Here is a 14835-nt window from a genome sequence, read left to right as displayed (position 1 = left end):
CCGGCGTTCGGGTATGCGGTGATTCGCTGCCTAACGCCTTCCGGACAGGCGTATGCAGCTATTGATTGTGGGGTGCTAGATGTGGTCGGCCGTGCCCAGCTCGTGCAGCTGTCGCTCGAATGCAGGCTGGGCCGAACTCTCCAGGCAGCGCAGGTCCAGCCACAGGGCGTCCTCATGCAGGCGGCCAATCACGGGGCGGGGCAGCTTTCTGAAACGCGCTTCGAGCTGCGTGAGCAGGCGGCCGGCCTGCCTGCCGCTGGCCGGATAGATTCTGAGGCCGAAGCTGGGCAGGCTTTCCACGGGCAGGGCGCCGCTGCCGATCTGGCTGCTCATCGCGGCGGTTTCCACCACAAAGCCCGTGCCCAGCAGCAGCTGCAGCAGGGGTTGCAGCTGCTCGGCCTGGGCCTGCATCTCTGCGGGCTTGCGGGTGAACAGGCGCAGCGTGGTCAGCTGCTGGGCCAGGGTCTCGGGGTTGAGGTAGAGGCGCAGCGTGGGCTCGAGCGCCGCGAGCGTGATCTTGCCGACCCGCAGCGCGCGCTTGAGCGGATTCTTCTTGATCTGGGCAATCCATTCCTTCTTGCCCACGATGATGCCGGCCTGCGGCCCGCCGAGCAGCTTGTCGCCGCTGAAGGTCACGATATCGGCGCCAGCGGCCACGGTTTCGCGCACCGTCACCTCATGGGGCAGGCCCCAGGCACGCATGTCTACCAGCGTGCCGCTGCCCAGGTCCACGATCACGGGCAGGCCTTTCTCGCCCGCGATGCGCGCCACCTCGGCGTCGCTCACCGATTTGGTGAAGCCCGTGATGGCGTAGTTGCTGCAATGCACTTTCATGAGTGCGGCCGTGTGCTCGCCAATGGCGCCCAGATAGTCTTTCTCATGGGTGCGGTTGGTGGTGCCGACCTCGACCAGTCTGGCGCCGGCACGCGTCATCACATCGGGGATGCGGAATGCGCCGCCGATCTCCACCAGTTCGCCGCGCGAGACTATCACTTCCCTGCCCGCAGCCATGGTGGACAGCACCAGCAGCACGGCGGCCGCATTGTTGTTGACGATGGTCGCGGCCTCGGCGCCGGTTAGCTCGCAGATCAGCGACTCGACGAGGTCGTCGCGGTCGCCGCGGCCGCCGTCTTCGAGGTCGTATTCGAGATTGGCCGGTGCGGCCATGGCTTCGACCACGGCATCGATGGCCGCCTGCGGCAGCAGTGCCCGGCCCAGATTGGTATGCAAAACCGTGCCGCTGAGATTGAACACGGGCCTGAGCCTGGGCGCAAAGCGCTGCTCCAGCTGCTGTTGCGCCTCCTGCAGCATGTCTGCGGCATCGCAGTGCAAGGCCTCGCCCGCCAGCAGGCGCGAGCGCAGTCTGCCCAGCACCTCACGCACGGCCTGGGTGCATGCCTCCAGGCCATAGCTGTGCCGCAACGTCTGCATGACATCGGCGAGCAGCAGCTTGTCGACGGCCGGCAGCTGGGAAGGGTGCGTGATTTCCGGCTTGGTGTGGGGCTTGGGTGCGGCAGTGGTTTGCATAAGGCGCTACAAGAATATTCAGCATTGGCAATGCAAAAGGGCGGCGGAAAGCTCCCCGCCGCCCTTGCGATTGTGGCCCAGAGAACTGGTGTGGCCGGGGTCCTCAGGCGGCCGGATCGATCAGCGCGTGGTCCGACTCCGCCTCCTGCTCCTCGGCAAACGCCACGAAGAGCAGGGGATTGGGGCTGGCGCGCTGGAACTTGGTTTCGCTCATCAGCAGGTCCAGCATCAGGCTGGCCAGATCGTCGGCCAGAGGGTCGACTCGCGGGTCCTTTTCCTGGTTCACGATCTTGCGGTAGCTGCCGCATTCGTCGCAGGTCTCGGCCAGCACGGCCTCGCCGGCGCCATCGATGCCCTGGTAGTGAACGCCCTTGGTGGACTCGCAGTGCGTGCACTTGACGCGCACCATATGCCACTCGCAAGCGCAGGTGCCGCAGTGCAGATAGCGATGGCCGGCCGACTTGCCGCCGATGCGGATCACGCTGCTCACGGGCTCGCTGGCGCAGATGGGACAGATGCTGGCCGGGTCGGTGATCGGAACCTCCCGGGCGCCGATATTGGCTGCACGCATGGTGAACACCACCTGCAGCGCGGCCATGATGAAGGGAGCCATGCCCACATGGCGGGCGGCTACCTCTTTTTGCAGCAGCTTTTTGGCGATGTCGTCGCGCGTCTCGGGTGCCAGATGGCGCAGCTCCTGGAGCAGGGGCTGCAGTGCCGCGGGCAGCCCCTGGGCGCCTTCCAGGGTGCCGAGCATGCTGTCCAGAACGGTCTGCCAGGCCGGATCGATATGCTCCACAGCGGGCAGCAAGGGCATGGAGTGTTCTTGCGCGCGCGCGATGCCGGCCGCATCGGGCGCGCCGACTTCCACGCTGCCCACGGCCTGGTGCTGGGCATCCATGATCTGGGCAACGAACCGCAGATAGTCGGCAATGGGATTGCCTTCGGCGAGCTGGCGCAGGCGCGCGGCGCGTTCGGCAAACAGGCTGCCGGCCACGGGCAGCAGAACGCGGGGAAAGCTGGTGTGGTCCAGCGCTTCGATCTCGCCAGGTTGAAGAATGCGTTGCATTGACAAAGATTCCAAAACACGACTTACGCAAATTCGGCTCAGGCGAGGCATTTCACTCATGGAAATGCCCGTGTGCATCCTCGTTTGCGCAAGTCCTACAAAAAATTCAGCCGCCAAGCACCGTCTGGACGCTTGGCGGCCGGGTTGCCGGGGTGGCAACTAAAGCAGCGCGGCTTTAGTCGTTGTCACCCGTCACCTTGCGGTACCAGCCGCGGTGATGCTGCTTGGCCCAGGCGCGGGTCACCGTGCCGTAGAGCATGGCACGAATCGTGCCGCGCGTCCAAATGGCCGCATAGACGTGCAGGATGATCAGGCCGATCATCCACACGGCCGCCACGGCGTGGACCAGGGTGGCGGCGCGCACCACGTTCACGGGCAGCGTCCACCAGGCGCGCCACATCACGAAGCCGGTGATGACGATGAGCAGCATGCCGATCACCAGGCCCCAGAACAGCAGCTTCTGGCCGCCGTTGTACTTGCCCTGTTCGGGCATGTCATGGTCGTCGCCGTCGATCATCTTGTTGACGTTCTTGAGCCATTCGATGTCGCGGGATTCCACGACGTTGAGCTTGGCAAAACGGCAGGCCATGATGACGAAGAACAGGCCCATCACCACGCCCACATAGGGGTGCAGGATGCGGGTCCAGGGTCCACCACCGAACAGGTTGGTCAGCCAGAAGAAGGCCGGATGGAAGAAGGCCAGGCCGGACAGGGCCAGCAGGATGAAGCAGATGCCTACGATCCAGTGGTTGGCACGTTCCGACGCCGTGTAGCGCACGAGGTCACGAGGATTGCGTTGCATCAGCGGGCCTCCTTTCCGGCTTTATCCGCGGCTTGGTCCTTGCGGTCCATTTCGTCTTCCAGTTCCTTGGACACGTCGTTCGGTCCCTTGGTGATGTAGTGGAACAGGCTGCCGATTGCGGCAGCGCCCAGAGCGGCCATGGCCAGAGGCTTGGCAACGCCCTTCCACAGGGACACCATGGGGCTGATCGACGGATCGTCGGGCAGGCCCTTGTACAGCGAAGGCTTGTCGGCGTGATGCAGCACGTACATCACATGGGTGCCGCCCACGCCTTGCGGGTCGTACAGACCGGCCTGCTCGTAGCCGCGCTCCTTGAGGTCGACCACGCGATGCGCGGCCTGCTCCTGCATGGCTTCCTTGGTGCCGAAGGAGATGGCTCCGGTCGGGCAGGTCTTGACGCAGGCAGGCTCCTGGCCCACGGCCACGCGGTCCGAGCACAAGGTGCACTTGTACGCCTTGTTGTCTTTCTTGGAGATGCGCGGAATGTTGAACGGGCAACCGGTCACGCAGTAGCCGCAGCCCACGCACTGATCCTGCTGGAAGTCCACGATGCCGTTGGCGTACTGGACGATGGCGCCTGGCGAAGGGCAGGCCTTGAGGCAGCCCGGGTCTTCGCAGTGCATGCAGCCGTCCTTGCGGATCAGCCATTCCAGATTGCCCGTGGCCTCGTTTTCGTACTCGGTAAAGCGCATCACGGTCCACGACTCCGACGTCAGATCCGTCGGGTTGTCGTAGACGCCGGCGGCGGCCGTGCCGATTTCGTCGCGCAGATCGTTCCACTCCATGCAGGCCGTCTGGCAGGCCTTGCAGCCTATGCATTTGGAGACGTCGATCAGCTTGGCCACTTCGCCCGAATGGGCGCCACGCGCGCTGGGGGCGGTCGTGGTCGTGGCCGAGCGGCGCTTGATATCTAAAGACATGGTTGATGACATCAGCTGCTCCTTAGATCTTTTCTACCTTCACGAGGAAGGTCTTGGATTCAGGGGTCAAGCTGTTACCGTCACCCACCGAGGCCGTCAGGTTGTTAGCCAGATAGCCCTTGCGTCCCGTAGACGAGAAGCCCCAGTGAATTGGCACACCCACGTGATGGATGGTCTTGCCATCGATCTTCATGGGCTTGAGGCGCTTGGTCACGATGGCGGCCGCCTTCACAAAGCCACGCTTGGAGCTGACCTTGACTTGCTGGCCGGTCTCGATGCCCAGCTCCTTGGCCAAGGCTTCGCCGATTTCCACGAACTGGTCGGGCTGAACGATGTTGTTCAGCTGCACATGCTTGGTCCAGTAGTGGAAGTGTTCGGTCAGGCGATAGGTCGTGCCCACATGCGGGTAGTCCTTGGGATCGCCCATGGTGTCCTTGGCGGTGGACAGAATGCGCATCACGGGGCTGCTGACGGCCTGCTTGTTGTTGGGGTACATGGGGTTGTAGCCCAGCGGGTTGTCAAACGCCTCGTAGTGCGTGGGGAACGGACCTTCGGCCATGCCCTTGCGGGCGAACAGGCGCGCCACACCTTCGGGGTTCATGATGAAGGGGTTGGTCGTCTCGGGTGGCATGGTCGGGCCCATGTCGGGCACGTCGATGCCGCCCCAGCTGGAGCCATTCCACTTGATCAGCGCACGCTGGGGGTTGAACGGCTTGCCTTCGCGGTCGCAGGATGCACGGTTGTACAGCACACGGCGGTTGGCCGGCCAGGCCCAGGCCCAGTTCAGCGTGTTGCCCAGACCGCTGGGGTCCGAGTTGTCGCGGCGTGCCATCTGGTTGCCGGACGAGGTCCAGCTGCCAGCCCAGATCCAGCAGCCACCCAGGGTGGAGCCGTCGTCGCGCATCTCGCCGAAGCCGGCCAGCTGCTCGCCGGCCTTGCGGATGAGCTTGGTCGGATCCTTGGGATCGAACAGGTCCACCAGCGCGCGGCCGTTGTACTCCTTGGCTACCTCGTCGGCGCCCGGGTGCTTGGCCTGCAGATAAGGCCAGTAGAGCTTGGCGATGGGCTCGAAGAACTTGCCGCCTTCCTTCTCGTACAAGGCCTTCAGGCGCAGATGCAGCTCCGACATGATGTTGATGTCGGTCTTGGCTTCTCCCGGAGGCTCGGAAGCCTTCCAGTGCCACTGCAGCACGCGGGACGAGCTCACCACCGAACCCTCTTCTTCGGCGAAGCAGGTGGTCGGCAGCCGGAACACCTCGGTCTGGATCGAAGCCGAGTCCACGTCGTTGAATTCGCCGTAGTTCTTCCAGAATTCGGAAGTCTCGGTGACCAGCGGATCCATGATGACCAGGAACTTGAGCTTCTTCAGGCCTTCGCGCACGCTGTTGCTGTTGGCTAGGGCCGCCAGCGGGTTGAAGCCCTGGGCGATATAGCCGTTGAGCTTGCCCTGGGTCATCAGGTCGAAGACCTGCAGCATGTCGTACTGCTTGTCCAGCTTGGGCAGGTAGTCGAACGCCCAGTTGTTCTCGGCGGTCGCCGCGGGGCCCCACCAGGCCTTCATCAGGCTCACGTGGAACTTGGGCGTGTTCTGCCAGTAGTTCATCTGGCCGGGGCGCAGCGTCTTGGGCGTGCGCGCGGTGATGTACCCCTGGTAGTCCTGCTCGGCCTCGTTGGGCAGAGTCAGATAGCCGGGAAGCGAGGCGGACAGGATGCCCAGGTCCGTCAGGCCCTGGATGTTGGAGTGTCCGCGCAAGGCGTTCATGCCGCCGCCGGCGATGCCGATATTGCCCAGCAGCAGCTGGATCATGGCACCGGTACGCAGCATCTGGGCACCGATCGTGTGCTGGGTCCAGCCCAGGGCATACATGATGGTGGCCGAGCGACCGGCTTCGGCCGTGGAGGCCAGCTTTTCGCAGACATGCAGGAATTTTTCCTTGGGCGTGCCGCAAATGCTTTCAACCTTTTCGGGCGTGTAGCTCTCGTAGTGCTTCTTGAGCAGCTGATAGACGCATCGGGGGTGCTGCAGAGTCGGGTCCACCTTGGCAAAGCCATCGTCGCCCATCTCGTAGTCCCACGAACCCTTCTCGTAGGTGCGCTTTTCGGGGTTGTAGCCCGAGAAGATGCCGTCGTCGAACGCAAAGTCCTCGCGCACGATGAAGGTGAAGTCCGTGTAGTTCTTCACATACTCGTGGTGAATCTTGTCGTTCGTCAGCAGATAGTTGATCACGCCGCCCAGGAAGGCGATGTCCGAGCCGGAACGGATCGGTGTGTAGAAGTCAGCCACCGATGCCGAGCGGTTGAAGCGCGGATCGACCACCATGAAGTGAGCCTTGTTGTGCTCCTTCGCTTCGGTCACCCACTTGAAGCCGCAGGGGTGTGCTTCGGCGGCATTGCCGCCCATGATCAAAATAACGTCCGCGTTCTTGATGTCGACCCAATGGTTCGTCATCGCTCCACGGCCAAACGTCGGGGCAAGACCTGCCACCGTCGGGCCGTGTCAGACACGTGCTTGGTTGTCGAGTGCAAGAAGGCCCCAGGAGCGGGCCACTTTGTGCGTGATGTAACCGGCTTCGTTGCTGGCGGCCGAGGCGGCCAGCATGCCGGTGGTCAGCCAGCGGTTGACCGTCTGCCCCTTGTCGTTCTTTTCAACGAAGTTGGCGTCGCGGTCGGCCTTGAGCAGCTTGGTGATGCGATCCAGGGCCTCGTCCCAGGACATGCGCTTCCACTCGCTGGAGCCGGGCGCGCGATATTCGGGGTACTTGAGGCGGTGCGGGCTGTGCACGAAGTCCATCAGCGAAGCACCCTTGGGGCACAGCGTGCCGCGGTTGACCGGATGGTCGGGGTCGCCTTCGACGTGCATCACCGACAGCTTGGCATTCTTGGCACCATCGCCAAGCGAGTACATCAGAATGCCGCAGCCTACGGAGCAGTAGGTACAGGTTTGGCGGGTGACCGTGGTGGAGGACAGCTTGTACTGTCGCACCTCAGCAAGAGCGGCTGTGGGCGAGAAGCCCATCAGCGCCAGGCTGGAACCCGCCAGAGTCGAACCAGTCACTTTCATGAACTGGCGTCTGGAGAATTGGACCATTGTGGGGTACCTTTTCAGATAAACGCTTTTGTGTGAAAGTAAATTTTACGTTTCATGCCGCAGCGTACCCAGGTTACAAACCCTTAATTGTTGAGTAGGCGCGTGCGCCATTGGCCTGTAATGCTGGGTTGCTATCGGTTTTAAATGTTCTGAAAAGGTCGCGATGCAAATTTTTATCGCTGTTCGCCAGCTTGGTTACTAGTTATTTAGTATTAAATATCGCGTAGTTTTTCCGATTTTTCCGGTATTCCATCCAGCGCCGGAGTCTCGGGTGCCGGCTGCTGCTGCGCGGCGGCAGCCTCGGCGCTCTGCATTGCGTGCCGGTGCGCACCATGCTGTTGCAGTCGCAGCTCTTCCTGCTTTTGCATATTCGCAAACAGATCCCAGGTGGCCATGAAGAGCGCCGCAATGGCGGGTCCCAGGACGAAGCCCGTCAGGCCGAACACGGACATGCCGCCCAGCGTGGAAATCAGCACGATGTAGTCGGGCATCTTGGTGTCCTTGCCGACCAGCAGCGGGCGCAGCAGGTTGTCGATCAGGCCGATGACCAGAAAACCATAGGACGCCAGCACGACGCCCTTGCTGGTGGCGCCCGTGGCCAGGAAGTAGATGGCCACCGGGCCCCAGACCAGGCTTGCGCCCACGGCGGGCAGCAAGGACAGGAAGGCCATGACCACGGCCCAGAGCACGGCGCCCTGGATGCCCAGAATCCAGAAAATCAGCCCGCCCAGCGCACCCTGGGCCGCGGCCACGGCCAGATTGCCCTTGACCGTGGCGCGGATGACGGTGATGAACTTGGTGGCCAGCTCGCGCTTGTGCTCGGCCTGCAGCGGCGTTGCGTCCCAGACCCGCTGAGCCAGGGCCTTGCCGTCGCGCATCAGAAAAAACATCAGATACAGCATCACGCAGAAGCCCAGCAAAAAGCCCAGCGTGTTCTGGCCGAAGCCGACGGCCACGGCCGCGGCCTGCTTGCTGGCCTGCATGGTGACTTCGGTGATCTTGTCCTGCAGTTCGGCCAGCGTGCCCAGGTGCAGTTTCTCGAGCCAGGGCGTCATCCAGCCCGGCAGTCCGTCGAAGATCTGCTGCAGATAGGTGCTGGCGGAAAGATTGCCGCTGCTCACGCGCTCGTAGATGGCGGCCGTTTCCCGGACCAGGGAGATGCTGATGAGCACCAGCGGCAGGATGGCGATCACCAGGCTGGACAGCAGCGTGAGCAGGGCGGCCAGCGTGGGCTTGTTGGGCATGCGCTCCAGCATGCGACGGTGCATGGGGGCGAACACGATGGCCAGCACGATGCCCCAGAAAATGGCGACCGAGTATTCCGACAATACAAGTCCAAAGCCAAGGGTTACTGCAATCAGCAGCAAGATGAACACACGTTTGTGCAATGGCGAAACCGGCATGCCGTTCCTTTTCCTTTTTCTGTACGTTGGCTGCAATGTAAGCGAGGTGGCCGGACGTAAAGCTGAGTCCACTCGCAGCAGTAGGGGCATGAACGGTGGCACAATGGCGCACGCAACTCAAGGCCCTTCCCAGCCACAGTCGCATCCGCCAACCGGTACAGCCGTGTCGCGGAAGGTTCTACAAACCAGCTAATGCTTCCCGCAGGGAAGCGGAGGTCAGCGCAATATGAGCGATCAGTCATCGATCTATCAAGCCTACCAAGGCAACACCTACCTCTTCGGCGGCAATGCGCCCTATGTCGAAGAGATGTACGAGAACTACCTGGCCAATCCCGGCAGCGTGCCGGATTCTTGGCGTGAGTACTTTGATGCTCTGCAGCATGTTCCCGCTGTCGACGGTACGGACAACAAGGACGTTCCCCACCTGCCCGTGATCAACGCCTTTGCCGAGCGTGCAAAGCAAGGCGGCACCAAGGTGGTCGTGGCCTCCGGTGCGGACTCCGAGCTGGGTCGCAAGCGCACCGCCGTGCAGCAGCTGATTGCCGCCTACCGCAATGTGGGTCAGCGCTGGGCCGATCTCGATCCTCTGAAGCGCACCGAGCGCCCCGAAATTCCCGAACTCGATCCTGCTTTCTACGGCTTCGCCGATGCCGACCAGGAAACCGTGTTCAACGTGGGCAACACCTTCTTCGGCAAGGAGTCCATGACTCTGCGCGAACTGATCAATGCGCTGCGCGAAACCTACTGCAGCACGATCGGTTCCGAGTACATGTATGCCACCGACCAGAACCAGAAGCGCTGGTGGCAGCAGAAGCTGGAAACCATCCGCAGCAAGCCCGCCTTCAATGCCGCCGAAAAGTCGCGCATTCTGGACCGCCTGACGGCAGCCGAAGGCCTGGAGCGCTATCTGCACACCAAGTACGTGGGCCAGAAGCGCTTCTCGCTGGAAGGCGGCGAGTCCTTCATCGTCGCCATGGACCAGCTGATCAATGCTGCCAGCCTCAAGGGCGTGCAGGAAGTCGTGATCGGCATGGCTCACCGCGGCCGTCTGAATGTGCTGGTCAACACCCTGGGCAAGATGCCCAAGGATCTGTTTGCCGAGTTCGATCACACCGCTCCCGAAGAACTGACCGCGGGTGACGTGAAGTACCACCAGGGCTTCAGCTCCGACGTGTCGGCCAAGGGCGGCCCAGTGCATCTGTCGCTGGCCTTCAACCCTTCCCACCTGGAAATCGTCAACCCCGTGGTCGAAGGCTCGGTGCGCTCGCGCATGGACCGTCGTGACGACCCCCATGGCAAGCAGGTTCTGCCGGTGCTGGTGCACGGCGACGCGGCCTTCGCCGGCCAGGGCGTGAACCAGGAAACCCTGGCGCTGGCCCAGACCCGTGGCTACTCCACGGGCGGCACGGTGCACATCATCATCAACAACCAGATCGGCTTCACCACCTCCGATCCGCGCGACGCACGCTCCACGCTGTACTGCACCGACATCGTGAAGATGATCGAGTCGCCCGTGCTGCACGTTAACGGCGATGATCCAGAAGCCGTGGCACTGGCCGTGCAACTGGCCCTGGACTTCCGCATGGAATTCTCCAAGGACGTGGTCGTCGATATCATCTGCTTCCGCAAGCTGGGCCACAACGAGCAGGACACGCCTGCACTGACCCAGCCGCTGATGTACAAGAAGATCGCTGCCCACCCCGGCACGCGCAAGCTGTACGCCGACAAGCTGGCTGCCCAAGGTCTGGGCGACACGCTGGGCGACGACATGGTCAAGGCCTACCGTGCGGCCATGGACGAAGGCCGTCACACGGTGGACCCCGTGCTGACCAACTTCAAGAGCAAGTACGCCGTGGACTGGAGCCCCTTCGTGGGCAAGGCCTGGACCGATGCCGGCGACACCGCCATCCCTCTGACCGAGTGGAAGCGTCTGGCCGAGAAGATCACCACCATTCCCGCAACCACAACGCCTCACGCTCTGGTCAAGAAGGTCTACGACGACCGCGCTGCCATGGGGCGTGGCGACGTGAACGTGGACTGGGGCATGGGCGAGCACATGGCTTTCGCCTCGCTGGTGGCTTCGGGCTATCCCGTGCGTCTGTCCGGCGAGGACTGCGGCCGCGGCACCTTCACGCACCGTCATTCCGTGATTCACGACCAAAAGCGTGAAAAGTGGGACGAGGGCACTTATATCCCCCTGCAGAACGTGGCCGACAACCAGGCTCCGTTCGTCGTGATCGACTCCATCCTGTCCGAAGAGGCGGTGCTGGGCTTCGAATACGGCTACGCTTCGAACGACCCCAACACCCTGGTGATCTGGGAAGCCCAGTTCGGCGACTTCGCCAACGGCGCCCAGGTGGTGATCGACCAGTTCATCGCTTCCGGCGAAGTCAAGTGGGGCCGTGTCAACGGCATCACGCTGATGCTGCCGCACGGCTATGAAGGCCAGGGCCCCGAGCACAGCTCGGCCCGCGTGGAGCGCTTCATGCAGCTGGCTGCCGACGCTAACATGCAGATCGTGCAGCCGACCACGGCCAGCCAGATCTTCCACGTGCTGCGTCGCCAGATGGTGCGTGGCTTGCGCAAGCCGCTGGTCATCTTCACGCCCAAGTCGCTGCTGCGCAACAAGGACGCTACCTCGCCGCTGACCGAATTCACCAGCGGTGGCTTCCAGACCGTGATTCCCGAGCAGGACGAATCCGTGGTCAAGAATGCGGCCAAAGTCAAGCGCATCATCGCTTGCTCGGGCAAGGTGTACTACGACCTGGTCAAGAAGCGCGCCGAGAAGGAAAGCAAGGACGTGGCCATCATCCGCGTCGAGCAGCTCTATCCCTTCCCGCACAAGGCTTTCGCTGCCGAAGTCAAGAAGTACGCCAACGCTACCGAAATCGTGTGGTGCCAGGACGAGCCGCAGAACCAGGGCGCCTGGTTCTTCATCCAGCACAATATTCACGAGAACATGCGTGAAGGCCAAAAGCTGGGCTACTCCGGTCGCGCTGCGTCCGCTTCGCCCGCCGTCGGCTACTCGCATCTGCACCAAGAGCAACAGAAGGCACTGGTGGAAGGCGCATTCGCCAAGCTCAAGGGTTTTGTCCTGACCAAGTAAGGCTGTAGACCCCTTTATTACGCGGTTACCTCACAGACAAAACACCTAGGACTTACGCAGACCAGCATGCATATCGTCGCCCTGCCCCCGTGCAGGCGCCTGGCTAGAAACTGATTTGCGTAAGTCGTCACACTTTTGGAAAGAATTCAAAATGGCTATCGTAGAAGTCAAAGTTCCCCAGCTGTCCGAGTCCATCACCGAAGCCACCATGCTGACCTGGAAGAAGAAGGTCGGCGAGGCCGTGGCCGTCGATGAAATCCTCATCGAAATCGAAACCGACAAGGTGGTGCTGGAAGTGCCCGCTCCCTCGGCCGGCGTGATCACCGAAATCCTGCAGGGCGACGGCGCGACCGTGGCCGCCGAGCAGGTGATCGCCAAGATCGACACCGAAGCCGTGGCCGGCGCTGCTGCTCCCGCCGCCGCACCTGCCGCCGCAGCTTCGGCTCCCGCTGCAGCTCCCGTCGCTGCCGCCGCCGCCGGTGGCAACAAGAGCGGCGTGGCCATGCCCGCCGCCGCCAAGATCCTGGCCGACAACAACCTGTCCGCAGCCGGCGTGTCCGGCACGGGCAAGGACGGCCGCGTGACCAAGGGCGATGCCCTGGCCGCCATCAAGGGTGGCGCCGCCATCCCCACCGGCGCACCTACCAAGGCTCTGCCCCAGGTGGCCGCTCCTGCCGCCAAGGAAGACCTGGGCGAGCGTCCCGAGCAGCGCGTGCCCATGACCCGCCTGCGCGCCCGCATCGCCGAGCGCCTGCTGCAGTCGCAAGCCACCAACGCCATCCTGACCACTTTCAACGAAGTGAACATGGCTCCCGTGATGGAGATGCGCAAGAAGTTCCAGGACCAGTTCACCAAGGAACATGGCGTGAAGCTGGGCTTCATGTCCTTCTTCGTCAAGGCTGCCGTGCACGCCCTGAAGAAGTTCCCCGCCGTGAACGCCTCGATCGACGGCAACGACATCGTCTACCACGGCTATTTCGACATCGGTATCGCCGTGAGCTCGCCTCGCGGCCTGGTGGTGCCCATCCTGCGCAATGCAGACCAGATGAGCTTCGCCGATATCGAGAAGAAGATTGCCGAATTCGGCCAGAAGGCCAAGGAAGGCAAGCTGGGCATCGAAGAAATGACCGGCGGTACCTTCTCCATCTCCAACGGCGGCACCTTCGGCTCGATGATGTCCACCCCCATCATCAACCCGCCCCAGTCCGCCATCCTGGGCGTGCACGCCACCAAGGACCGTGCCGTGGTCGAGAACGGTCAGGTCGTGGTTCGCCCCATGAACTACCTGGCCATGTCCTATGACCACCGCATCATCGACGGCCGCGAAGCCGTGCTGAGCCTGGTGGCCATGAAGGACGCGCTGGAAGATCCTTCGCGCCTGCTGTTCGACCTGTAATCCGCTACGGGTCCCTCGTACGAAAACCCACCCAGGCCGAGCGCCCAGCGGTGGGTTTTTTCAAGCACCAAACACAAGAGATTGAGTCATGAGCAAGCAATTTGACGTCATCGTGATCGGCGCCGGCCCCGGCGGCTATATCGCGGCCATCCGCGCGGCCCAGCTGGGCTTCAACGTCGCCTGTATCGACGAGTGGAAGAACGCCGCCGGCGGTGCCGCTCCCGGCGGTACCTGCACCAATGTGGGCTGCATTCCCTCCAAGGCGCTGCTGCAGTCCTCCGAGCATTTCGAACATGCCAAGCTGCACTTCGCCGACCACGGCATCTCCACCGGCAAGGTCGAGATGGACGTGGCCAAGATGATCGCCCGCAAGGAAGCGATCGTGAAGCAGAACAACGACGGCATCCTCTACCTGTTCAAGAAGAACAAGGTCACCTTCTTCCACGGCCGCGGCTCCTTCGCGCGCGCTGTCGACGGCGGCTACGAGATCAAGGTGGCCGGCAAGGAAGAGGAAGTCATCACCGGCAAGCAGATCGTGGTGGCCACGGGCTCCAATGCCCGCGCACTGCCCGGCCTGCCTTTCGATGAGGAGTACATCCTGTCGAACGACGGCGCGCTGAGCCTGGACAAGATGCCCAAGAAGCTGGGCCTGATCGGCGCTGGCGTGATCGGCCTGGAAATGGGCTCGGTCTGGCGCCGCCTGGGCACGGAAGTGACCGTGCTTGAAGGCATGGACAAGTTCCTGCCCGTGGTGGACGAGCAGATCGCCAAGGAAGCCAAGAAGGCTTTCGACAAGCAGGGCCTGAAGATCGAGCTGGGCGTGAAGGTCGGCGAAGTCAAGGTCGGCAAGAAGGGCGTGTCCGTGGCCTACACCAACGCCAAGGGCGAAGCCCAGACGCTGGACGTGGACAAGCTGATCGTCTCCATCGGCCGCAGCGCCAACACCAATGGCCTGAACGCCGAAGCCGTGGGCCTGGCCCTGGACGAGCGCGGCATGGTTGTGGTGGATGAGCTGTGCAAGACCAATCTGCCCGGCGTCTGGGCCGTGGGTGACGTGGTGCGCGGCCCGATGCTGGCGCACAAGGCCGAGGAAGAAGCCGTGGCCGTGGCCGAGCGCATCGCCGGCCAGCATGGCCATGTGAATTTCGCGACCCTGCCTTCCGTGATCTACACCAGCCCCGAAGTGGCATGGGTGGGCCGCACCGAGCAGCAGCTCAAGGAGCAGGGCGTCAAGTACAAGGCCGGCACCTTCCCCTTCCTGGCCAACGGCCGCGCACGCGCGCTGGGTGACACCACCGGCATGGTCAAGTTCCTGGCCGACGCCGAAACCGACGAAATCCTGGGCGTGCACATGGTCGGCCCCATGGTCTCCGAGCTGATCTCCGAAGCCGTGGTGGCCATGGAGTTCAAGGCATCGAGCGAAGACATCGCCCGCATCTGCCACGCTCACCCCTCGCTGTCCGAATCCACCAAGGAAGCGGCTCTGGCCGTGGACAAGCGCACCTTGAACTTCTAAGGTTTTTC

At 62.8% G+C, this 14835-nt stretch carries 9 protein-coding genes; 3 read left to right on the top strand and 6 right to left on the bottom strand.

Features of this window, described 5'->3' with window-relative positions:
* Positions 1-75 precede the first annotated feature (75 nt).
* The 6 genes from selA to AB6724_RS06500 form a co-directional block, all read right to left on the bottom strand.
* Positions 76-1527, bottom strand: a complete 1452-nt coding sequence (gene selA, locus AB6724_RS06525) for an L-seryl-tRNA(Sec) selenium transferase (protein ID WP_369337692.1) — start codon at positions 1525-1527, stop codon at positions 76-78.
* Positions 1528-1630: 103 nt separating this feature from the next.
* Positions 1631-2596: a formate dehydrogenase accessory protein FdhE gene (fdhE, locus tag AB6724_RS06520; protein ID WP_369337691.1), complete on the bottom strand. Its 966-nt coding sequence runs from the start codon at positions 2594-2596 to the stop codon at positions 1631-1633.
* A gap of 175 nt (positions 2597-2771) precedes the next feature.
* Positions 2772-3398 (bottom strand): formate dehydrogenase subunit gamma, encoded by a 627-nt coding sequence (locus AB6724_RS06515; RefSeq protein ID WP_369337690.1) that lies wholly within the window; start codon positions 3396-3398, stop codon positions 2772-2774.
* Positions 3398-4330, bottom strand: coding sequence for a formate dehydrogenase subunit beta (gene fdxH, locus AB6724_RS06510; protein WP_369337689.1), 933 nt, complete (start codon positions 4328-4330; stop codon positions 3398-3400). The genes AB6724_RS06515 and fdxH overlap by 1 nt, the downstream gene beginning before the upstream one ends.
* 10 nt (positions 4331-4340) lie before the next feature.
* Entirely contained in the window at positions 4341-7406 is a 3066-nt protein-coding gene (gene fdnG / locus AB6724_RS06505) for a formate dehydrogenase-N subunit alpha (protein ID WP_369337688.1), read from the bottom strand.
* Between the two features lie 212 nt (positions 7407-7618).
* Positions 7619-8809 (bottom strand): AI-2E family transporter, encoded by a 1191-nt coding sequence (locus AB6724_RS06500; RefSeq protein WP_369337687.1) that lies wholly within the window; start codon positions 8807-8809, stop codon positions 7619-7621.
* A gap of 226 nt (positions 8810-9035) precedes the next feature.
* Between AB6724_RS06500 and AB6724_RS06495 the strand changes: the two genes are divergently transcribed.
* From AB6724_RS06495 to lpdA, 3 genes are all read left to right on the top strand, one after another.
* Positions 9036-11915, top strand: coding sequence for a 2-oxoglutarate dehydrogenase E1 component (locus AB6724_RS06495; RefSeq protein WP_369337686.1), 2880 nt, complete (start codon positions 9036-9038; stop codon positions 11913-11915).
* 151 nt (positions 11916-12066) lie between these two features.
* Entirely contained in the window at positions 12067-13311 is a 1245-nt protein-coding gene (gene odhB / locus AB6724_RS06490) for a 2-oxoglutarate dehydrogenase complex dihydrolipoyllysine-residue succinyltransferase (RefSeq protein ID WP_369337685.1), read from the top strand.
* An 88-nt stretch (positions 13312-13399) separates the two neighbouring features.
* A complete protein-coding gene (lpdA, locus tag AB6724_RS06485) occupies positions 13400-14827 on the top strand; it encodes a dihydrolipoyl dehydrogenase (RefSeq protein WP_369337684.1) in 1428 nt (475 codons plus the stop codon).
* The last annotated feature ends 8 nt before the right edge of the window (positions 14828-14835 follow it).

Origin of the sequence: Comamonas guangdongensis (assembly GCF_041079535.1) — a bacterium.
Classification (GTDB): domain Bacteria; phylum Pseudomonadota; class Gammaproteobacteria; order Burkholderiales; family Burkholderiaceae_C; genus Comamonas; species Comamonas guangdongensis.
This window is presented reverse-complemented; position numbering and strand designations above follow the sequence as displayed.

Bases quoted from the DNA above. Each gene is read 5' to 3' on its own strand.
- selA (WP_369337692.1), bottom strand. From the start codon at position 1,527: ATGCAAACCACTGCCGCACCCAAGCCCCACACCAAGCCGGAAATCACG.
- fdhE (WP_369337691.1), bottom strand. From the start codon at position 2,596: ATGCAACGCATTCTTCAACCTGGCGAGATCGAAGCGCTGGACCACACC.
- AB6724_RS06515 (WP_369337690.1), bottom strand. From the start codon at position 3,398: ATGCAACGCAATCCTCGTGACCTCGTGCGCTACACGGCGTCGGAACGT.
- fdxH (WP_369337689.1), bottom strand. From the start codon at position 4,330: ATGTCATCAACCATGTCTTTAGATATCAAGCGCCGCTCGGCCACGACC.
- AB6724_RS06500 (WP_369337687.1), bottom strand. From the start codon at position 8,809: ATGCCGGTTTCGCCATTGCACAAACGTGTGTTCATCTTGCTGCTGATT.
- AB6724_RS06495 (WP_369337686.1), top strand. From the start codon at position 9,036: ATGAGCGATCAGTCATCGATCTATCAAGCCTACCAAGGCAACACCTAC.
- odhB (WP_369337685.1), top strand. From the start codon at position 12,067: ATGGCTATCGTAGAAGTCAAAGTTCCCCAGCTGTCCGAGTCCATCACC.
- lpdA (WP_369337684.1), top strand. From the start codon at position 13,400: ATGAGCAAGCAATTTGACGTCATCGTGATCGGCGCCGGCCCCGGCGGC.